We start from the raw sequence: 21,920 nt of genomic DNA, 5'->3' as shown, positions 1-21,920 counted from the left end.
ATTGTTTTTCAAATGTTTTTTCGTTGTTACTTCGTGTCTCAGAAGCAACTTCTACATAATAGCAATATATGAATGAACCGTCAATAGTTTTTCGAGAATAATTTTCAAACCAATAGAAAAAACGCCCAAACAAAAGATATGTTTGCACGTTTCTTCATTATATAGACGAAATCACTTTAAGAAAATAAAGTAGAGAATGAACAAGCCACATAAAATATACATAACAGGATGAATTTCTTTATATCGCCCTTTTGCAATCATTGTAATTGGATATAAAATAAAGCCAATCGCAATACCTGTCGCAATGCTGTACGTTAATGGCATCATTAGTACCGTTAAAAATGCTGGTGCTGCAATTTCAAACCTACTCCAATCTACTTCTTTTAACGATGCAACCATTAACATTCCAACAACGATTAATGCAGGTGCCGTTACAGCTGGCGTAATAATTGCTAGTAACGGTGAGAAAAATAATGATAATAAGAAAAAACCACCAACGACAACTGCCGTAAAACCTGAACGCCCGCCTGCCGCAACACCAGATGTCGATTCTACAAATGACGTTGTTGTCGATGTTCCAAACACCGCTCCCGTTACTGTCGCTGCTGAATCGGAGAATAACGCACGACCTGCACGTGGCAATTTATTATCTTTAATAAACCCTGCTTGGCCGGCAACTGCTACAAGTGTACCTGCTGTATCGAAGAAATCAACGAATAAGAACGTTAAAATAACAACTGCCATTTCTAATGTAAAGATATCACCGAAGTGCGTAAATGCAGCTCCAAATGTCGGCTCAATACTTGGAATCGATCCAACAACCGCCGTTGGTGTACTTACTACTCCTGTTATAATCCCTACAACAGCTGTCATTACCATTCCAAAGAATACCCCTGCTTTTACCCCTTTTGCTAACAATAGAACAGTAATAATAACTCCAAAGATTGCTAGTAATGTAGAATGATTCGAAAGATCGCCTAATCCAACTAGTACATTATCATTGTTCACAATAATCCCTGCGTTTTGAAAACCGATAAACGCAATAAATAAACCAATCCCGGCACCTACCGCATGTTTCAACTCACTTGGAATACAATTAATAATTGTTTCGCGAAGGCCAGACAAAGTTAATACAATAAAAATAAGACCAGAAGCCAACGTACCTGCTAATGCGGTTTGCCAAGGAATCCCCATTGTTAACACAACTGTATATGCAAAAAACGCATTAATTCCAAGTCCTGGTGCTAATGCAATTGGATAATTCGCAATGAGCCCCATCAATATTGATCCAACAGCTGCAGCTAATGCCGTCGCAACGAATACCGCACCTTTGTCCATCCCAACTCCTTCAGGTAAGTCAGGTACTGTGCTTAACGACAAAATTGTTGGATTCACGAATAAAATGTAGGCCATCGATAAAAATGTCGTCAAACCTGCGATAAATTCCGTTTTGTAATTCGTTCCTAGTTGTTCAAATTGAAAAAAGCGTTTCATGTTCTTTCTTCTCCCTCTTCCTCGTAATTCGTCGTACGAAGGTTTATGTAACAAAAAACGCCCCCAAGTGCTTACCTGGGAGCGCGAACGACAAAGGAAAATATAAATAAGAAGACTCGAATCCTCCTATTCTATATTCACACCTCGTAGTCCAGCTATTTACGGTAGCTAGGTAGAAACTTTCGAGCCATATTCTCGACTTTATACGACGTTTTTTTATTAATTTTGACTTTATTGTATATTCAATGTTTTATTCTGTCAACTACAAAAACGAACGATATTTATCCTCCCTTAAAATTCATTCGTTTTTTAGCAACTTTATCATAACATCTCATCTTTAACCTTCGTTCTTATATATGGAAGCAGAAACACTACATATGTATTTTGAAAAGTGCTATACTTTTACGTAGATGATGACTTAGTAGATTCAAGGAGGCTCCTTATGATTAACATAGCATTCAAGAAATTTATGCTTCAATTGTCTGCCATCTTCCCGCTCTTATTCCTAGGCTGGCAATTTACACCGTACAAAGACCATATCATTGGATTCGGAACAGGCCTAATTGTCGGTACATATTGCATGTGGTTATTAGCACGTCGTATTGATCAAATGGGTGAATCAATTGTCCGCAAACAAAAAACACCACGCCTTGGTACCGTATATCGTTTCTCTGCTGCTATTCTAGGAGCAATTGTCTTGTATGAATTAGAGTTAGAGATGGCGATGGGAGCATTTGTCGGCGGTATTATGTTCGGTTACGCACTTATGCTTATTACCCTTGCTTACCATACACATTTGAACGGAAAGAAAGAGAATGCCTAAGAAGGTAGTCCAATCACTGGACTACCTTTTCTTTTGCTACACAATATGACACGCCACATACCGTTCTTGCCCAAGGTCACGGAATGCTGGTACTTCTTCTTCACATCTAGCTGTCGCATATGGACATCTCGTATGGAAACGACATCCTGATGGTGGATTTGCAGGGCTCGGGATATCTCCTTTTAAAATAATACGCTCCCGCTTCACTGTTGGATCAGGAATTGGCACGGCTGATAATAGTGCCTTTGTATACGGATGAAGTGGATTAGCAAATAATTCATCACGCGGTGCCAATTCCACTAACGATCCTAAATACATAATGCCTATTTTCGTACATAAATGCTCCACGACACTAAGATCATGTGAAATGAATAAGTAGGAAAGGCCTCTCTTCTCTTTCAATTCGCTAAACAAATTAATAATTTGTGCTTGAATAGATACATCAAGTGCTGCAACTGGTTCATCCGCAACGAGGAAATCTGGTTGCAATGCCATTGCACGGGCAATCCCAATACGTTGACGTTGACCACCAGAAAACTCATGTGGATAACGATCAATATGATAAGGTGCTAATCCACACAGCTCCATTACCTCTAACACTTTATCACGCACATCTTCTTTTGTTGCTAACTTATGCTCAAGCAATGCTTCTCCAATCGCTTCTCCAACACGCATACGCGGATTAAGCGAACTGTACGGGTCTTGGAAGACAAGTTGCATACTTGGGCGTAGCTTACGCAATTCTTCTTTCGATAAATCATGTAAGTTTTGCCCTTTGTACCATACTTCTCCCTCTGTCTTCTCTGTTAAACGAAGAATTGTTTGTCCTGTTGTTGTCTTTCCACTTCCGGATTCTCCAACGAGCCCAAATGCCTCTCCTTTTCCAATCGTGAAGCTCACATCATCAACTGCTTTTACATGACTTGTTGTACGCTTGAATATTCCTTCTTTTATTGGAAAATACTTTTTTAAATTTTTCACTTCTAATAACGGTTCACTCATTGCGCTACAACCTCCTCATATAACCAGCAAGATACATGGTGTTTATCCGCTTCTTCACGCAATTGTGGCATCCTCACACGACAAATATCCATGCATGACTCACAACGGTCACTGAAATAACATGATTCTTCCAAATCAGCGAGGTTCGGTACTTGCCCGGGAATCGAGTATAATGTGTGTTGACGTCTTCCCATAATTGGCTTTGATTTTAACAACCCTTTTGTATAAGGATGCTTCGGATTTTTGAAGAGTTCTTTCACCGGTGCTTCTTCAATGACTTTCCCGGCATACATCACAACCACATAATCCGCCATCTCCGCAACAACCCCAAGGTCATGTGTAATCATCAAAATAGACGTCCCAAATTCTTCTTTCACTTGCCCAAGTAAATCAAGTATTTGCGCTTGAATCGTTACATCTAGCGCTGTCGTTGGTTCATCGGCAATAAGTAATGTCGGATTATTAGACAGAGCAATTGCAATCATAATTCGTTGCAGCATCCCACCACTTAACTCATGCGGATAAGACTTCATAATGCTCTCGCCTCTTGGAATACCTACTTTCTTAATAAGCTCTAGTGACTTTTCATATGCTTGCTTCTTTGTCACAAGTTGATGTTCAATAATTGTCTCTATTAACTGTTCGCCAATCGTGAACACTGGATTTAATGATGACATCGGCTCCTGAAAAATCATCGCAATCTCATTGCCACGTAATGTCCTCATCTCTTTTTCTGGCAAGGTTAATACATCTCGCCCCTCAAAGTACACTTCCCCACCAACAATTTCTCCAGGCGAGGAGATAAGGCGCATCAAGGAAAGTGCCGTTACACTTTTACCACATCCTGATTCTCCAACAACGCATACTGTTTGCCCCTTTTTCACAGAGAAACTTACATCATCTACTGCTTTGACAACACCTTCACCCGTTTGAAAATGCGTCTTCAACGACTTTACTTCAACTATATGTTCCATCTCCTCTATTCACCTACCGTTTCCCTTTTGGATCAAGTACATCTCGTAATCCATCGCCTACCATATTTATTGAAATAACCGTTAAGAAAATAGCCGTACCTGGCGGAATCCATAACCACGGTCTACGTTCAAAATCCATTAACGAGTTCGCTGCTGTCATCATATTTCCCCAAGACGGCGTTGGCGGAATAACACCCAATCCTAAATAACTTAGTACCGATTCCGTTAAAATTGCTCCACCAACACTTAATGTTGCCACCACGATTAAAATCGGTACGACATTCGGAATAAGATGATGGAATATTTTACGGCGATCACGTAGTCCTAATACCTCTGCTGCCTGCATAAAGTCTTTCTCTCGTAAGCCCAGAATTTGCCCACGTACAAGCCTCGCCAACCCAGGCCATCCAATCACACTTAGCATTAGCATTACGACATAAATACGATAATCAGGGGAGATTTTCCACTCCGCTAGAATCGCTCCTAAAATGATCAATAACGGTAACCCAGGAATCGACATTAGGATATCTGCTAGACGCATAATAATACTGTCAACAATACCACGATAATAACCAGCAATTGCCCCTAATACCGTACCTAAAAAAATCGACAACACCATCGATACGAGACCGACTGTTAATGAAATCCTTCCCGCCAGCATAAGCCTTGTTAGAACGTCACGACCAAGCTGATCTGTCCCTAACCAATGTGTACTACTTGGTGGTTGATGCATCTTTGCAACGTTCGTTGCTCCAGAAGCATATGGCGAAAAGAACGGACCAATGAAGCAAAAAATAAACATAAATGCTAAAAAGATTAATCCCGCCATTGCGAACTTATTTTTTCGTAATGACCTGAATGCACTCTTCCACGGAGAGAATGTTTGGATAGCCTGTAGCTTCTGCATTTTTTCCTTCTTCGTTTCTACAATCGTTACCATCTTTCTCCCCCCTTTATTTCAACCTAATACGTGGATCTGCCACTGCATACAAAATATCCGCTAAAAAGTTACTCAATATCGTTAAAATAGCTAAAAACATCGTAAAGCCCATTAAGACAGGATAATCACGAAACTCTAGTGCCCCTAAATACATACTGCCAACACCTGGCCAACTAAAAATCTTCTCCGCAATAATTGCTCCCGCAAATAGTCCTGGTAATTCAAACGATAATAACGTAATCGCAGGAAGGATAGCATTTTTAAGCGCATGCTTGTAAATAACCGTTCTTTCTTTCAACCCTTTTGCACGTGCAGTACGAATAAAGTTTTGATGAACAACATCAATCATACTCGTTCGGAAATAACGTGTTAACGAACCTACCCCAAGCAACGTCAACACAAGAACAGGTAAAATCATATGCTCTGCTACATCTAAGAAATATGCAAATCCTGTTGCAGTACTCCCAGTGTCCGTCATTCCCCCTATCGGTAGCCAGGCAAAATCTACAGAAAATACTTTAATCATCAATAATGCAAAGAAAAATGACGGAAATGCCATTGCGACGAAAACAAATAATGTGACAACCCCATCAAACCAAGAATATTGCTTTGTTGCCGTCACAATGCCAATGACAAGTGCAATTGTCCACGTCAAAACGAGCGTTACAATCGCGAGAATAAATGAGTTCCATATGTACTTTCCTAGTAAGCTAGTGACGGATTCTTGGTACTGCAGTGAATAACCAAAGTCCCCCTTCAAAACACCACCTAGCCAAGTAAAATAACGTTCGATAATCGGTTTGTCTAACCCGTACAACGCCCTTAGCTCTGCTGCACGTTCAGGAGTTAGCTTCAAGTTCGAATCAAGAAAGTCTCCCGGTACGAGTGCAAATAAGAAAAAGATAATGATGGATACTCCAAACAACGTCGGTATCATTTGAAGAAATCTGCGAACAACAAATTGCTTCATCTCTTGAACTCCCCCCTTATTAAATACCTTCAATAGGAATGAACAATCAGTAAGAGATATATCCCCTTACTGATTGCCATGTCGTCTTATTATTCAATTTGTAACTTCGGTAAACTGCTAAGAATACCTGTGAAAGCGCTTGGTTCAAATCCTTGAATACGAGCGTTATGCGCATTCAAGATTTTGCGGTAGTACAGTAAGATAACCGCAGGATCTTCTCCTAGCTCTTTATATAAGTCTTTGTAAATGACTTTTCGTTTCTCTATATCTAGTACACTTACACTCTCTTCAATTAACTTATCTACCTTTTCATTTGCATAGCCAGCATCATTCGCTGGGCTCTTTGAATGGAAGCCTCCAACCGCATCATTCGGATCTCCAATCATCGGCGTGCTTACACTCGCTAAATCATAGTCACCCTTTTTCATTTTCGCTAACTGAGCATTAAAATCTAATAGTTCCGGTACTAATTCAATTCCTAGTTCCTTGTAATTCTCTTTCGCAAGTGGAATGAAGATATCATTTGTTCCCCCACTATTTGGTGCTAAGTACATTAGTTTCAGCTTCTGACCATCTTTTTCACGAATACCGTCCGAACCAACTTTCCACCCTGATTCTTCCAATAGTGATTTCGCTTTCTCTACATCATATTTATACTGATTCACTTCATCTGTATATGCCCATGACACTGGTGAAATCGGTACATTTGCTACTGTTCCGTATCCTTGTAGCACCGCGTCCACAAGTTGTTGACGATTTAATCCATAAATTAACGCTTGGCGTACATTCTTATCTTTTAAGTATGAACGTTTATGGTTAATGTCTAAATATGAATACGCACTTCCCGTGTATAGATTAATATTTGCAAAGCCTAGCTTTTTCAGTTCTTCTAACGTTTCTGCATTTGCAGTGAAGCCATCATAATCTGTTTCTCCCGTTTGGAATAATTGTAGCTTCGTATCACCTGATGTTACTTTATAAATAAAGCGTTCAATCTTTGGCTTTCCTTCGTAATAATGTTCATTTGCAGTGAAACGAACTTCTTGGCCTGGTATATATTCTTCTAATTTATACGGTCCTGATCCAAGTGGCTTCGCATATAACTCTTTCAAATACTCAAGATTTCCCTTTTTGTAGTCTTTTCCGTAGTATGCTTTTGATAGAACGGAACCACCGATTAATTCTAACGTCTCTACACTTACTTTCTCTGTTTGAATCTCAATTGTTTCTGGATCAATAACCTTAATACCAGAAATAGACGTCGCATCTCCTTTTTTGTATTCATCGCGTCCTTTAATATATGCACGCGTAATATCTGTAAAGCCCGCATATGCAGGGTCATGTAGTAAGGTAATTGTGAATGCTACATCTTCCGCTGTTAACGGGGAGCCATCACTAAATTTCAACCCTTTACGTAGATGGAATGTATATGTTAAGTTATCTTCTGAAACTTCCCACTTCTCCGCTAAACCAGGTACTTGCTTTCCTGTCTCATCCGTTTTTACTAATGCATTGAACATCACTGAGTATACGTTACCGTCCCATCCATTTTGGTTAAAGTGAGGAAGGAATACTCCACCCGGCTTTGAAATAGCTGCCACAAATGTATCTTTACGTTTTTTCGCTGCTTCTGGGATTTTTGTTTTGTCTTCTGCTTTATGTACTACATCTGATATTTTTGTAATATCCTTCGTTTCGCTTGGCTTTTCTGACGTTGTATCATTAGATCCTGAGCAAGCTGTCAATAATAAGGATGCTCCTAAAAATGTGCTAATAATTTTCTTTTTCATGTTTACTCCCCCACCTATTTTTTAGAAAAAATAATCACGTCGCCACACACTACACTTTCCCTCCATATTGGAATCCCCCCTATAATGAAGCCGTTGATACTTGCGTCACCCCAATACCAAGTTAACAAGTATGTTTTATAGGTAATAGGGTACAAAATTATTTCAGCATTGTCAAACAATTAAATCTCTTATAAGACAACTTTGTAAATATTGGAAGTGTTTTCATCGTGATGATTGCTGGATTTTCCAGATGATAATTTTTTCTTTTTTAGATTTATAACATGTCCCTATATATGAATTTATATAGGGACATGTTACTAAATAGAACATCCGATTTATACCGTTTTCTTTTCATCGGGTAAATAGAAACTCCCTGTTATACAATGAGTCATAGAAGGAGGTGAGAGTATGTTACACAATCTAAATAATGTACTAGATTATATCGAGACACATCTCGATCAAACCATTGATTTTCATGATATTGAAAAGATTGTTGGCATATCAGAATATCACTTTCGTAGAGTTTTTTCTTTCTTATCAGGTATGTCATTACATGAGTATATTCGCCATCGACGATTATCAAATGCTGCCTTTGAATTGCAAAAAGGAAAGACATCCGTCACAGAAATGGCATTTAAATATGGCTATCATTCTGTTGATGGCTTCTCCCGTTCCTTTAAAGATTGGTGTGGAACAAATCCATCCGAAATAAAGAAAACAACACATTTCAAAGCCTTTCCGAAACTAACCTTTCAACTAACTATTCAAGGAGGAATTGATATGGAATATCAAATTGAAGAAAAAAAATCATTTAAAATGGTCGGATTACAAAAAAGAGTCCCTATTGTTTTTGATGGTATAAATCTAGAAATTCAACAATTAGCAAAAAGTATTACGCAAGCCCAACGTGAACAACTACGAACATTCGCCAATATTCATCCTCATAGTGTGATGAATGCTTCATTCAATTTCGATGAAGGAAGAATGCAAGGAGAAGGACACTTAGATCATATAATTGGTGTAATAAGCACGTTAAGGAATGAATTTGAAGGTTTTGATGTGATAGAAGTTCCTGCTTTAACATGGGCAGTCTTTTCATCGCAGGGAGAATTTCCAAAAGTGATGCAAGAAAGCTGGGGAAAGATTTACTCCGAGTGGCTACCATCTTCTGATTATGAATTAGTAGAAGCACCAGAGATTTCGTTCACTGGTGACTTATCAGATTTAGCAAATGTACGTAGTGAGATTTGGATTGCAGTACGAAAGAAGAAATAGACTAAAAACGCCTTTTGATTCGTATTTATTACGAATCAAAAGGCGTTTACTTTTATATGAAAATAATCAATCGCTATAATCTCCATGTCCTGCTAATACCGAGTCTTTTTGAATACTTATTCGATTACTAAACAACAACATTTATGATTATGTAAAATTTTAAAGCTATCTTCTGAAATCTCATTTAACGACAGAGATTTTACTTGTTTTGTCTTTATGCCTTCTCCAAACAAAATTGACCAAAGTTCAACCTTATCTTCTATTTTAACCTTTAACTTAACATACTCAGTAAGTTGTTTTAAAAACTCAGAGCCAAAATCTCCTTCAAGCCAGTAAATATACTTTTTATTAATATACTGCTCCAAACCATTTGGTGGATTATCACATAATGAAATCTCTAATCCACCAAGTTCCGATTCTTCCTTCGCATAAAGTATCATTGACTCATCATCCACATTTCCCCAGAATTCCAAATCTAGTTTCGGCTCCACTTTCTTTAAATCTCTTACCTTAATGTGAATAAAACCACTATTATCTACCTCTACCAGTGGATTATCTGATGCAATAAATGTATATAAAGTCATATTATTATTCTCCACTTTATCTTAAATTAACACCTGATTGTAACAACTGTTTTTACCTATCATTCGAAATATGTAATTAAAGCAGATAAGAAAAAATCTCACTTGTATTATTGAAATTGCCGATTGAATGAACGCATGCGTTCATTCAAGAACAATTCTAAAACCATACTTTATGCATTTCTTTTAAAAACAGTTCTGTAATAGGTAATCCAGAACTTTCTCCAATAACGGAATCTATTCCACAATGTGGGCATATTGCCGTTTTCTCATTGTCACACCATTCTTTAATCTCTCGTGGACTATATATGTTTAAGCAGTAAAAACAACCACATAACGTATCTTTTTCTAATTCATTCCTATGATGACTACTAAAACGATGTGCTTTATCAAGCTGTGTATCCATAATAAACTCTCCTTACATATAAATATAAAACTATACTATTAATATAACTGAGGAAGGAAATAAAGCCGAATTATCCGCTTCGAAAGATTCTATATACTCCTACGACATGTCATCCAGTATCGGTGATACAATAAATAGTATAGGGACGCTTGTGACAGTTGTTAGTGACGTTACTGCAAATGCAGCTTTGCTAGGTGCAGAAATGACAATAGCTGTACAGTCATCTACGATTGGAAATTGGGCTAGTTTAGTTGCAGTTTTAGTTATCGGAATATTATAGTGAAAAATCAATCAAAGGGAGTGTGATTAGTTATTACTCTTATCAATATCCTCATTACATTAGCAGTTTTAGTAGTTTTAATAAGGGATATAAAAGAGAAAAGGTATATCTGGAGTATCGTAATAGGTGCTTTATTTATAGTTTGGATTCTTCATGCGACTGGAGTAGTAGAATTATCTTGAGATAGAATATAGAAAGAGTTTATCTTGCAAATCTCATAGAGAAGCGGTTCTTTCTCAATTGAATTTAATTTTAAAACGTAGATATAAATTATATTAACCACATCTCTACATCCCCTATACTCTCTCCTTTCGTCACAAGCAACACCGCTATCTTCTTTTCTAAGAGGATGGCGGTATATTAGTTATAAAATTATCTAGTTGCTTTATACTTTTAGCAACAAAAAAGCCCTTCTTTCATACATACTATTACTAAAAGAAATCCTATTGATTTTAAATCCAAGGATGATCATTACTATTTGGACTGTTATGTGTATTTCTTGCAATTTCTTCATCCAGTATATTTTCGCTATTTTTAACAGGCGCCTTTGTACCCCACTTTTTTTGCATAAAGAAGCCAAGTGCTATTGCTAATAGACAAATACCCCAAAATAAATATCCAACAATCGTCATTAGGTATGCTCCTTTCATATTGATAATGATTGTTCTATACTATGCTTCTACTTCTATATTCGATAATTTGGTGAATATACCCTTTCCTATTCAACTATCTTGCCATTTAGTTAAAATAATAACATCAACAATCTTTTTAACAGAGCCTTAAAATAAAAGCTCTCCCAAGAAAATTCTTGGGAGAGCTTTTTGTGAGGAATTATTTATTTAAATCAGATTAGATTACTCCCACTCGATTGTCGCTGGTGGCTTACTCGTAATATCATACACAACGCGGTTAACGTGCTTCACTTCGTTTACGATACGTACAGAGATTTTCTCTAATATGTCCCATGGGATACGTGCCCAGTCAGAAGTCATGCCGTCGATTGATGTTACAGCACGAACACCTACTGTATAGTCATACGTACGCTCGTCACCCATTACACCAACACTCTTCATGTTCGGTAATGCTGTGAAATACTGCCAAATATCACGCTCTAAGCCAGCTTTTTTAATTTCTTCGCGTAAGATTGCGTCTGACTCACGAACGATTTCTAATTTCTCTTCTGTTACTTCACCAAGTACACGGATACCTAATCCTGGACCTGGGAATGGTTGACGCCATACCATTTCTTCTGGCATACCAAGTTCAATACCTAATGCACGAACTTCGTCTTTGAATAATGTGTTTAATGGCTCAATTAATTGGAACTGCATGTCCTCTGGTAATCCACCTACGTTATGGTGAGATTTAATTGTTTGTGCTGTTGCTGTACCAGATTCAATAATATCTGTGTATAGTGTACCTTGAGCTAAGAACTCGATACCGTCTAATTTAGCTGCCTCATCATCAAATACATAGATGAACTCGTTACCGATGATTTTACGTTTTTGTTCTGGATCAGATACACCGTTTAATTTCTCCATGAAGCGCTCTTTCGCATCCACTTTAATTACGTTAATATGGAAGTCTCCACCGAACATTTCCATTACTTGTTCTGCTTCGTTTTTACGCAGTAAACCGTGATCAACGAAAATACATGTTAATTGGTCACCAATTGCACGGTTGATTAATACCGCTACAACAGATGAATCAACACCGCCGCTAAGTGCGCAAAGAACTTTCTTGTCGCCTACTTGCTCACGGATTTTTTCTACTTGCATATCGATGTAGCTTCCCATTGTCCATGTAGACTCTGCACCACACACATTAAATACGAAATTACGAATTAATGCGATCCCGTGCTCTGAGTGCTGAACTTCTGGGTGGAATTGTACTCCGTAGAAGTTACGCTCTACGTTACTCATCCCTGCGATTGGACAAGATTCACTTGTCGAATCAACGACAAATCCTTCTGGTTGTTGTGTTACTTTGTCTCCGTGACTCATCCATACTACTTGCTCTTTTGGAAGGTCACCGTATAATGCTGAATCGTTATTTACGTTTAAAATTGCTTTTCCATACTCACGGTGATCAGCGCGCTCTACTTTTCCACCGAAGTGTTGTGTCATTAATTGCATACCATAGCAAATACCTAAAATCGGTAATCCTAAGTCAAAAATCGCTTCATCACAGAAAAAGGCGTTCTCGCCATATACACTGTTTGGTCCACCAGAGAAGATAATCCCTTTTGGATTCATTTTCTTAATTTCTTCCGCTGTAATTGTATGTGGGTGTAACTCACTGTATACACCGAACTCACGAATACGACGAGCGATTAACTGGTTATATTGGCTTCCAAAGTCTAAAACTACAATCATGTCTTGTTTCTTTTGCAAAATAATCACCTCAAGTAAGTATTGGTAAATCAAAAAACTTTTCTACTAACAGTAGTCTTTCACTAAATAACGGAAAAAATAAAAAAGCTAAAATACCACCAAAAGAAGGCAGTATTCTAGCTTCATGATACAATCGTGCTATAGAATATTCTGCCTTCATAGTCAGGTTATTTACGGTAACCCGGTAGAGACTCTCCAACCATATTATGGAGTATATATGAAGAAATTTAACGAACTCTATATAGTTTCTCCTATTCTAACAACGGATGGTAGACATGGTCAAGCTTAATTATAGTAAGATATCATTTTTCTCTAATGTGTATGTCCGCCAATGACACGAATATCTTCTGATGTTGTAATAGTTGTTCGTATAATAGTGTGAAGTGCTTGTACGATAACAGACAACGGCATGCTTGGGCGTCCTTCATACTTTGCTGCTTGCTCTGGAAGAAACGGAATATGAACGAATCCACCTCTCACCTCTCCCTTCTCTTGTGCTAATACGTGCATGAGATGATAAAACAGGTGATTACAGACGAATGTTCCTGCTGTATGTGACACGGATGCAGGTATCCCTTCTTGTCGCATCGCTTCTACCGCTGCTTTCATTGGCAACGTTGTGAAATACGCCGCAGGTCCATCTACCACAATCGGAACATCAATTGGTTGCTTTCCCTTATTATCAGGAATACGTGCATCATCAATGTTAATAGCAATACGCTCCACCGTAATATCCGCTCTACCTCCAGCTTGTCCGACACATATCACAATCTCTGGTTGTATTTCTTCATAATAAGTACGTAATCGTTCCGCCGATTCTCCGAATACCGTTGGAACCATTCGTGATATGACGGTATATCCTTCTATACATTCTCCGTCTAGTTGCTTCCCCGCTTCTAATGCCGGATTAATCGTTTCTCCACCAAATGGATCAAATCCTGTTAACAAGACGTTTGGCATGTTTTTCTCTCCCTGCTTTTCTTTCATCATACTAAAATAAGAGAGCTTTTTGCGAATGAAATGATTGAAGGAAACGCGTCATATCTTTATTCTTCTGAACAACGCATATCCTAATACAATAAGTATAGACGTAAACACTGTTATGAAAATCACTCCATTTTGGATACTAATCGCCGGATTGAATGCTAACGCTGCTGCTTCTCCGTTAATAACCTTATTCATATCTACATACGAAAATGGATTGTATGGAAGAGGTGCCATCTTCATTCCGCTGAACGTAATAATGGCCGTCATAAGAACCGTTACAGGCGACATTTTAAATAGAATAGCAAACGCATAATATAACGAATACACCATAACAGTAAGTACGATTGCTAGTAATAATACTTGTCCTATATACTCTTTCAATGAAATAAAATGAAATCCATCTTCCAGTGGTTTTAACGAGTTAAACATTGGATCCACTGTACTTGGTGCAGATCCTTCGTACACAAGTATGGGATACTGCAAACTTCCAATCTCTCCAATGAACATACTAACACCAATCGGAACAACTAGTATGCCTACGACAAACAACATCGTCGAAAGTAATCCACTTATATACTTTGCAAGAAAAACATTTATCCTCCGTACTGGCAATACATAATAAAACAATAGACCCCGCTTTTTCTTTCCTATTTCAGACGATATATTGTTTCCAAATAGAAAACAACCAATCAAAATTAAGATGGGGATTGCCCCAAATTGAACAAGTTGATAGACAAAAGAAAGACCTGTTGTGGCATAGCGCTTTTTTAGTTCCTCCCATTGTTCCAAGGCAGTCCCTGTGAAATCATCATAAATCGTTGAAAGAAAAGGTTCATCATGCATCGTTTTTATTTGGGCAAACGGTTCTACTTCTGTTTTAGCTAACCATTTTAGTTCTTCCAATGTAGACCGAGCAGTAAATGGCGAAATTTCTTGTCCGCCCTCCAATGCTACGACATGCACTATACCGTCTGGTTGCTCTACTATTTCCTTTGAACTACTTTTCTCTAACATCACCTTATTAAATTCTTGCCAATCTTTTTCACCATAACTTTGTAGCAATTGTTGATAGTGCTTATATCTTCTCTCGTCTCGTTCTTTATTACCGAGCAACGATATTAAAAGTTGTTGATTATCAGCTTTCTCTGCTTCTTTCATTTCAACCTCTTTCTCCTCGGCATGTTTCGGATAGTCTTCTACCCACCCCTTTGTCTCCTGTATATTCTCCCGGCGAATCTGTTCTCCCATTGAATAACTACTTATATACAAGCCAATTACAGCTACAGCCGAAATGACTATAGTAAACCATGTTGTCCGTTTCTTCCATAATTTCTTACATTCAAATAGAAATAGCTTCATCCGCTCTCCTCCACTTTCATTTTGTTGATAGAGAAGACATAGAATCATTACCCTATACCTTCTCTAAAAATCTATGAAAGATCTATTCTCTTAAATAACATATACCCTAATGCGATAAATAAACATGCTACTACTGAGACAACGAACAACCCATTTTGAATCTCCATTGCTGGATTAAATGCTAATGTTGCCGCTTCTCTATTCACAATCTTATTCATATCAATATACGAAAATGGATTATATGGAAGAGGAGGCATCTTCATTCCGATAAACGTAATAATGGCTGTCAATAATACAGTTACAGGTGGAACTTTCACAAGAATCGAGAGCACATAATATAACGAATACATCATAATTGTTACGGTCAGCGTTAACAGCCCAATCTTCCCTATATATTCTTGCAGTGTAATAAAATGAAATGTATCTTCCATTGGCTTTAAAGAATTAAACATCGGATCCACTGTACTTGGTATCGATCCATCATAGACAAGGACTGGGTACTTCAAACTACCAATATCACCGATAAATAACCCACTCATAACTGGAACAAGTAACATACAGACAACAAACAACAACGTCATCAGTAAACCACTCATGTATTTCGCCAAAAACACATTCCGTCGTTTCACTGGCAACACATAATAAAACAACAAGCCTCGCTTCTTGCTTCCTACTTCAGCGGACACATTATTTCCAAAGATAAAACAACCAATCAAAATAAGCACGGGTATCGCCATACCTTGAATCAACTGATACATAAACGACCACCCTGTCGTTGCGTAACGTTTTGTCAACTGTTCCCACTCTTCTAGACTACGCCCCTTATAATCGTCATAAATCGTTGCTAGAAATGGAAAAGAATTTGTATATGGCTTTGGTTGTACAAACGGCTCTATCGCATGTTCTTCTAACCGCTTCAATTCTTCTAGCGTTGCACGTGCTGTGAACCATGCCATGTTGCTATCCTCACCTATAAAATAATAAAAACTCGCCATCCCCTTATATTCTTCCATCCAAAAGCTTATATTTTCTTCCTCTACATGATTCAGCTCTCCCCAGTCTTTCTCCTCATATGCCTTTAACCAACGATGTTCGATATCATGCTCTCGCTCATATATCTTTTTCATATTTAAAGCTGCTTCCTTCTCAATAGCTGGACCATTCTCTACCTTCTGTATCTCTCGATTAGCATGTGCATTTCTTTCCGGTTGTGCTTCTATATTCTTTTTCATAAAACCTATGTTTCTTTCTCTCACTTCCTCTGCCTTTGAATGGCTAAATACATACAAACTAACGAGTGCAATGATAGATAATAGTACGGTTATCCACACTGTTTTCCTCTTGAAGAACTTCTTGCATTCAAAGAAAAATATCGTCATCTATATCCCTCGCTTTCGATTCATCTCTACTGTTACGAATAAAAGGATAACTGTACTAGCAATTAATACAACTAGTCCAGTTGGATAATACGCTGATACGTTCAAAATGACATGATCTACTTGCTGATACGTAAACGGACTCACAAATATGTCTACACCATTTTTGCTTACAATCACACCACCAAGTAGGAGAAAGAATACCAATACATATGTGACAATCGTATTTCTAATTAAGAAAGCAAGAAAGAGGAATAATGCCAGAGCAAATGTCACATACCCTATGCTATATACAATTGCTTGCATCACATACGTTCCGGTACTCATGAATGCTTCTTCTTTCGTATACAAGGGATAATTAAAAATATCTCCTTCTGTAGCTGGACCAAATACAGTTGGAAGGAAGTACGCTAGTAAGAATAGCAACGTTAACCAAACAAAACCGACTACTAGTAAACTAGCAAACTTCACAAGTGTGTAAGTAGCTCTAGAAATTGGCAACGCATATACCATCTTAATTGTGCTATCTTCAAATTCTTTCGTAATGACAATTCCGACAAGTAGTAAGAGTACAATAAACCCTGGTGCAGCTAAGAAGAACGAAACAACATTTTTCATAAACACTGCTGGCTGAAGGGACAAATCTAAGTCCTCTTTTGGTAATCCTCGTTCAAGCAATTCGTTATTTAACTTACTCTCTTTTTGTCTATCTTTTTTCCCTATTTGCATAATACTCTGCGTGTACTTCGCTTCATAATGATCTGCTAATTCATACACCTTTATTTCTGTTTCTACTTCTTCTTTCCACCTATCTTGCTGAACATGTTCAAGTAATTTCTCTAATTCTTGTACTAACGGAAGAAGGTAGGTCAACTCTTCTTCCATCTGCGAATTCCCCACTTTTTTTAACAGCTCGTTGTAATACATAACTTTTCCAGTGACCTGTGATTTATATTTTGAAAATGTTTCAATCTTCTTTTCTTTTATGAGTTCTTGTTGCATCGTATTACGAATAAACAATCCACTAACACATATAAGCGTGAGCAGAAATAGAATGATTGGTACCTTCAAACGAAACATCTTTTTCCATTCAAATAGTAGAAGTTTCATATTTGTTACCTCACACGCCAAATATCTCTTCGTAACGCTTCTCCGACCCAGCTACTTCCTTTTGCATATCCAAAATCGTAATGTTTGCTGTGTGGAAAACGTCCGTAATCGATTGTAACTGTTGATTTTCTACTCGCACACGTATGCCTTTTTCAGATATTTCTACATTGTAGCCATGCTTTTCTAACAATTCTTTCGTTTTTTCTACATCAGACACAACAAAGTGATAATACACTTTCTCATATGTCGACATGTCTTCTTGAATAAGTTTGCCATCTTTTAAGAAGATAACGCGATGCGTTACACGATCTATTTCCGCTAAGTTATGAGAAGAGAGAATAATTGTCGTTCCTTTATCCACTAATTCCAATAAAATTTTCCGAGTTAAAATGGCACTTGTAGGATCTAATCCATTGAGGGGTTCATCTAAGAAGAGGAGCTTCGGTTTGTTAATAATTGCGATTGCTAAGAGAAGATGTTGCTTCATCCCAAGGGAGTAGGTCCCAACTTGTTGTTTTACATAACTATCCATGCCAACATACTTTGTCACTTCGTCAATTTGTTTCTTATCAAGTTGTTGGACATCACATACGTATTTCAAATGATCGTAACCAGTTAAATAATCAAATAACACCGTATTATCTTGTAAGAATGCTACTTCTTTGAAGACAGTGTAATCTGCATTGGACTTCCCAACTAACTCTACACTCCCTGATGTAGCTGGAAGCAAATTCGTCATCACATTTAAGAATGTCGTCTTACCAACACCATTTGGTCCTACTAACGCCCAAATCCCGGGTTCATCAATCGACAAATTAATGTCATCTAATACCTTTTTATCTTTATAATCTTTCGATAGATTTTTCACTGAAAGAATTGACATAGAAACACCCTTTCCCCTCTTTTATTACATGGTATTATTTTACATATAAGTGTACCATGAAATAACTACCATTTTTAGACAAACTTCATTTTTTCAAAAGAAAAAAGTCTCTACATGTATATAGAGACTTACTGAAACAAAAGATGCATGAAGCGTATCAACGAACTCCTCCTTTCCCATTTCCCCCTCATTTTTAATACAAAAAAGGTTACTTCCTTCATAGGAAGTAACCTTTTCTTTAAGCGATGATGAACTTACATCATACCGCCCATGCCCATGCCGCCCATATCAGGCATCATTGGAGCTTTGTTTTCTTCTGGTTTGTCAGCTACTACAGCCTCAGTTGTTAAGAACATAGCTGCTACAGAAGCTGCATTTTGTAATGCTGAACGCGTTACTTTCGTTGGGTCAACGATACCAGTCTCCATCATGTTTACCCACTCGCCAGTTGCTGCGTTGAAGCCAATACCAACTTCTACGTGTTTTAAGCGTTCTACTACAACAGAACCTTCTAATCCTGCGTTATGAGCGATTTGACGAACAGGCTCTTCTAACGCACGTAATACGATGTTCACACCAGTAGCAGCATCGCCTTCTAATTCGATAGAAGCAACTTTGTTGTATACGTTCACTAAAGCAGTACCACCACCAGGAACGATGCCTTCTTCTACTGCTGCACGAGTAGAGTTCAATGCGTCTTCGATACGAAGTTTGCGCTCTTTTAATTCTGTTTCAGTTGCAGCACCAACTTTGATTACTGCTACACCGCCAGCTAATTTCGCTAAGCGCTCTTGTAATTTTTCACGGTCAAATTCAGAAGTAGTTTCTTCTAATTGAACGCGGATTTGGCCAACACGTGCTTGAATGCGTGCTGAATCTCCAGCACCTTCTACGATTGTTGTGTTTTCTTTCGTTACAACAACTTTCGCAGCACGGCCTAATTGCATGATATTTGCAGATTTAAGATCTAAGCCTAAATCTTCTGTAATTACTTCACCACCAGTTAATACAGCAATATCTTCTAACATTGCTTTACGACGATCACCGAAGCCAGGAGCTTTAACCGCTACTGCGTTGAATGTTCCACGTAATTTGTTCACTACTAATGTAGCTAACGCTTCGCCTTCTACATCTTCAGAGATTAATAATAGTGGCTTACCTTGTTGTACTACTTGCTCAAGTACAGGTAAGATTTCTTGGATATTTTGAATCTTCTTATCTGTGATTAAGATGTATGGGTTATCTAATACAGCTTCCATCTTATCTGGATCTGTTACCATGTACGGAGATGCATATCCACGGTCAAATTGCATACCTTCTACTACTTCTAATTCAGTCGTGAAGCCTTTAGATTCTTCTAATGTGATAACACCGTCGTTACCAACGCGCTCCATTGCTTCTGCGATTAATTGACCTACTTCTGCATCTGCAGCTGAAATAGATGCAACTTGTGCAATTGACTCTTTCCCTTGGATTGGTTTAGAGATTGCTTGTAACTCTTCTACTGCTACTGTTACTGCTTTCTCGATACCTTTGCGGATAACCATTGGATTAGCACCAGATGTTACGTTCTTTAAGCCTTCGCGAATCATTGCTTGTGCAAGAACTGTTGCAGTTGTTGTACCATCACCAGCAACATCGTTTGTTTTGCTAGCAACTTCTGCTACTAACTTCGCGCCCATGTTCTCGAATGCATCTTCTAATTCAATTTCTTTGGCGATTGTTACACCATCATTTGTAATTAACGGAGAACCAAATTTCTTCTCAAGTACGACGTTACGCCCTTTTGGTCCTAACGTTACTTTTACTGCGTTTGCAAGTGTATCTACACCACGAAGCATCGCACGGCGAGCCTCTTCTGAGAATTTAATATCCTTTGCCATAAAAAAAATTCCTCCTCCAAATTGTTTTATCTATCAATCACATGTATAAACGTTATGTTGGGATATGCTAGACCCTCCTACGTAAGAGCCTAACACATATTTCATCATTAGCCGATAACAGCTAAAATATCACTTTCGCGTAAAACTAAGTATTCATTACCTTCGAATTTCACTTCAGTACCAGAATATTTAGAGAAGATGATGCGATCGCCAACAGCTACTTCTACCGCTACACGTTCGCCACTATCAAGCACACGACCTGTACCTACTGCTACTACTTTTCCTTCTTGAGGCTTTTCCTTCGCAGAGTCTGGTAACACAATACCACTAGCAGTTTTTTCTTCTGTTTCAACAAGCTCGATTACAACACGATCACCTAATGGTTTTAACAATGAAAACTACCTCCTCAAATTCAATACATTTGTCTTATTTAGCACTCATCATAAGAGAGTGCTAACACACTTTCTATATTAATGAATTTACAGTCTCTTTGCAAGTAAAAAGAAGGTATTTTCCATAAAAAGAACACGACTAATTTCTCTCTATTCTTGCGAAAATTGCCTACAAGTTGTACAACGACGGTGTATTTTATGAGAACTATCGCGCTACAAATTTAAAGATTCCTTATATAACAAAAAAACACGCTAGAAGCACTCTAGCGTGTTTTAGGATGACCCGTACGGGATTCGAACCCGTGTTACCGCCGTGAAAGGGCGGTGTCTTAACCACTTGACCAACGGGCCTTAATGGCTCCACAGGCAGGACTCGAACCTGCGACCGATCGGTTAACAGCCGATAGCTCTACCACTGAGCTACTGTGGAATCATGTATGGTGGGCCTAAATGGACTCGAACCATCGACCTCACGCTTATCAGGCGTGCGCTCTAACCAGCTGAGCTATAGGCCCATACATTGGAGCGGGTGAAGAGAATCGAACTCTCGACCAGAGCTTGGAAGGCTCTTGTTTTACCACTAAACTACACCCGCATAAATTAGGTTAATTGGAGGTTACACCCGGATTTGAACCGAAGATAAAGGTGTTGCAGACCTCTTTCTTACGACTTGGCTATGTCTCCATTGGCTGGGCTAGCTGGATTCGAACCAGCGCATGACGGAGTCAAAGTCCGTTGCCTTACCGCTTGGCTATAGCCCATTAAAAGAAATGGTGGAGGGGGGCAGATTCGAACTGCCGAACCCGAAGGAACGGATTTACAGTCCGCCGCGTTTAGCCACTTCGCTACCCCTCCGTATTTAAAAAGCATTTTTTACATAAAAAAATGGCGGTCCCGACCGGGATCGAACCGGCGATCTCCTGCGTGACAGGCAGGCATGTTAACCGCTACACCACGGGACCATTTTGGTTGCGGGGACAGGATTTGAACCTGCGACCTTCG

The 21,920-nt window shown here is 38.4% G+C and carries 20 protein-coding genes, 7 tRNA genes and 2 riboswitches; of the genes, 3 read left to right on the top strand and 24 right to left on the bottom strand.

The genetic code is table 11. From position 1 onward, the window contains the following. Positions 1-171: 171 nt before the first annotated feature. A complete protein-coding gene (locus tag IEV41_RS19610; RefSeq protein WP_188390185.1) occupies positions 172-1,494 on the bottom strand; it encodes an NCS2 family permease in 1,323 nt (440 codons plus the stop codon). A 127-nt stretch (positions 1,495-1,621) separates the two neighbouring features. Further along, a riboswitch (purine riboswitch) is annotated at positions 1,622-1,723 on the bottom strand. Positions 1,724-1,936: 213 nt separating this feature from the next. Here IEV41_RS19610 and IEV41_RS19605 point away from each other — a divergent pair. Beyond that, positions 1,937-2,317, top strand: coding sequence for an ATP synthase subunit I (locus IEV41_RS19605; protein ID WP_188390184.1), 381 nt, complete (start codon positions 1,937-1,939; stop codon positions 2,315-2,317). Between the two features lie 36 nt (positions 2,318-2,353). On the opposite strand, the gene IEV41_RS19600 is transcribed toward IEV41_RS19605, so the two are convergent. The 5 genes from IEV41_RS19600 to IEV41_RS19580 form a co-directional block, all read right to left on the bottom strand. Next, positions 2,354-3,319 (bottom strand): ABC transporter ATP-binding protein, encoded by a 966-nt coding sequence (locus IEV41_RS19600; RefSeq protein ID WP_188390183.1) that lies wholly within the window; start codon positions 3,317-3,319, stop codon positions 2,354-2,356. Continuing rightward, positions 3,316-4,293, bottom strand: coding sequence for an ABC transporter ATP-binding protein (locus IEV41_RS19595; protein ID WP_188390182.1), 978 nt, complete (start codon positions 4,291-4,293; stop codon positions 3,316-3,318). Before IEV41_RS19595 ends, IEV41_RS19600 begins: the two co-directional genes overlap by 4 nt. Before the next feature lie 13 nt (positions 4,294-4,306). Next, complete coding sequence (gene opp4C / locus IEV41_RS19590) at positions 4,307-5,233, bottom strand: oligopeptide ABC transporter permease (RefSeq protein WP_188390181.1); 927 nt, start codon at positions 5,231-5,233, stop codon at positions 4,307-4,309. 13 nt (positions 5,234-5,246) lie between these two features. Next, entirely contained in the window at positions 5,247-6,203 is a 957-nt protein-coding gene (locus IEV41_RS19585; protein WP_188390180.1) for an ABC transporter permease, read from the bottom strand. Positions 6,204-6,292: 89 nt separating this feature from the next. After that, positions 6,293-7,993 carry an ABC transporter substrate-binding protein gene (locus IEV41_RS19580; RefSeq protein ID WP_188390179.1) on the bottom strand — a complete coding sequence of 567 codons (1,701 nt, stop codon included), beginning with the start codon at positions 7,991-7,993 and terminating at the stop codon, positions 6,293-6,295. 408 nt (positions 7,994-8,401) lie between these two features. On the opposite strand from IEV41_RS19580, the gene IEV41_RS19575 reads away from it, so the two are divergent. Then, a complete protein-coding gene (locus IEV41_RS19575; protein ID WP_188390178.1) occupies positions 8,402-9,268 on the top strand; it encodes an AraC family transcriptional regulator in 867 nt (288 codons plus the stop codon). A 116-nt stretch (positions 9,269-9,384) separates the two neighbouring features. On the opposite strand, the gene IEV41_RS19570 is transcribed toward IEV41_RS19575, so the two are convergent. Beyond that, positions 9,385-9,852 carry a hypothetical protein gene (locus IEV41_RS19570; RefSeq protein WP_188390177.1) on the bottom strand — a complete coding sequence of 156 codons (468 nt, stop codon included), beginning with the start codon at positions 9,850-9,852 and terminating at the stop codon, positions 9,385-9,387. 157 nt (positions 9,853-10,009) lie between these two features. After that, positions 10,010-10,255, bottom strand: coding sequence for a cytoplasmic protein (locus IEV41_RS19565; protein ID WP_188390176.1), 246 nt, complete (start codon positions 10,253-10,255; stop codon positions 10,010-10,012). Between the two features lie 151 nt (positions 10,256-10,406). Between IEV41_RS19565 and IEV41_RS20220 the strand changes: the two genes are divergently transcribed. Further along, on the top strand, positions 10,407-10,535 hold the full coding sequence (locus IEV41_RS20220) for a hypothetical protein (RefSeq protein WP_268235156.1): 129 nt from the start codon (positions 10,407-10,409) through the stop codon (positions 10,533-10,535). Positions 10,536-10,987: 452 nt separating this feature from the next. Here the strand turns inward: IEV41_RS20220 and IEV41_RS19560 are convergent, their stop codons facing one another. The 16 genes from IEV41_RS19560 to IEV41_RS19485 form a co-directional block, all read right to left on the bottom strand. After that, entirely contained in the window at positions 10,988-11,167 is a 180-nt protein-coding gene (locus tag IEV41_RS19560) for a hypothetical protein (RefSeq protein WP_188390175.1), read from the bottom strand. 222 nt (positions 11,168-11,389) lie between these two features. Further along, a complete protein-coding gene (gene guaA / locus IEV41_RS19555; RefSeq protein ID WP_373284276.1) occupies positions 11,390-12,937 on the bottom strand; it encodes a glutamine-hydrolyzing GMP synthase in 1,548 nt (515 codons plus the stop codon). A 130-nt stretch (positions 12,938-13,067) separates the two neighbouring features. Continuing rightward, positions 13,068-13,169: riboswitch (purine riboswitch) on the bottom strand. Between the two features lie 71 nt (positions 13,170-13,240). Beyond that, positions 13,241-13,888, bottom strand: a complete 648-nt coding sequence (gene pcp, locus IEV41_RS19550; protein WP_188390174.1) for a pyroglutamyl-peptidase I — start codon at positions 13,886-13,888, stop codon at positions 13,241-13,243. 78 nt (positions 13,889-13,966) lie between these two features. Further along, positions 13,967-15,274 (bottom strand): ABC transporter permease, encoded by a 1,308-nt coding sequence (locus tag IEV41_RS19545; protein WP_188390173.1) that lies wholly within the window; start codon positions 15,272-15,274, stop codon positions 13,967-13,969. 71 nt (positions 15,275-15,345) lie between these two features. Continuing rightward, positions 15,346-16,653, bottom strand: coding sequence for an ABC-2 transporter permease family protein (locus IEV41_RS19540; protein ID WP_188390172.1), 1,308 nt, complete (start codon positions 16,651-16,653; stop codon positions 15,346-15,348). Then, positions 16,654-17,760 (bottom strand): ABC transporter permease, encoded by a 1,107-nt coding sequence (locus tag IEV41_RS19535; protein ID WP_188390171.1) that lies wholly within the window; start codon positions 17,758-17,760, stop codon positions 16,654-16,656. It abuts the gene before it with no gap. Positions 17,761-17,770: 10 nt separating this feature from the next. Then, positions 17,771-18,643 carry an ABC transporter ATP-binding protein gene (locus IEV41_RS19530; protein ID WP_188390170.1) on the bottom strand — a complete coding sequence of 291 codons (873 nt, stop codon included), beginning with the start codon at positions 18,641-18,643 and terminating at the stop codon, positions 17,771-17,773. A 254-nt stretch (positions 18,644-18,897) separates the two neighbouring features. After that, positions 18,898-20,526 (bottom strand): chaperonin GroEL, encoded by a 1,629-nt coding sequence (gene groL / locus IEV41_RS19525; RefSeq protein ID WP_188390169.1) that lies wholly within the window; start codon positions 20,524-20,526, stop codon positions 18,898-18,900. A 107-nt stretch (positions 20,527-20,633) separates the two neighbouring features. Continuing rightward, positions 20,634-20,918: a co-chaperone GroES gene (groES, locus tag IEV41_RS19520; RefSeq protein WP_188390168.1), complete on the bottom strand. Its 285-nt coding sequence runs from the start codon at positions 20,916-20,918 to the stop codon at positions 20,634-20,636. A gap of 279 nt (positions 20,919-21,197) precedes the next feature. Continuing rightward, a tRNA-Glu gene (locus IEV41_RS19515) sits at positions 21,198-21,269 on the bottom strand. Between the two features lie 4 nt (positions 21,270-21,273). After that, a tRNA-Asn gene (locus IEV41_RS19510) sits at positions 21,274-21,348 on the bottom strand. An 8-nt stretch (positions 21,349-21,356) separates the two neighbouring features. Then, positions 21,357-21,433 (bottom strand) — tRNA-Ile (locus IEV41_RS19505). A gap of 6 nt (positions 21,434-21,439) precedes the next feature. Continuing rightward, a tRNA-Gly gene (locus IEV41_RS19500) sits at positions 21,440-21,513 on the bottom strand. A 91-nt stretch (positions 21,514-21,604) separates the two neighbouring features. Next, positions 21,605-21,679: transfer RNA gene (locus tag IEV41_RS19495), tRNA-Gln, on the bottom strand. Positions 21,680-21,689: 10 nt separating this feature from the next. Further along, positions 21,690-21,773 (bottom strand) — tRNA-Tyr (locus IEV41_RS19490). Positions 21,774-21,804: 31 nt separating this feature from the next. Then, positions 21,805-21,880 (bottom strand) — tRNA-Asp (locus tag IEV41_RS19485). Positions 21,881-21,920 lie beyond the last annotated feature (40 nt).

Source organism: Priestia taiwanensis, from assembly GCF_014638355.1.
In the GTDB taxonomy this organism is placed as follows: Bacteria; Bacillota; Bacilli; order Bacillales; family Bacillaceae_G; genus Priestia_D; species Priestia_D taiwanensis.
This window is presented reverse-complemented; position numbering and strand designations above follow the sequence as displayed.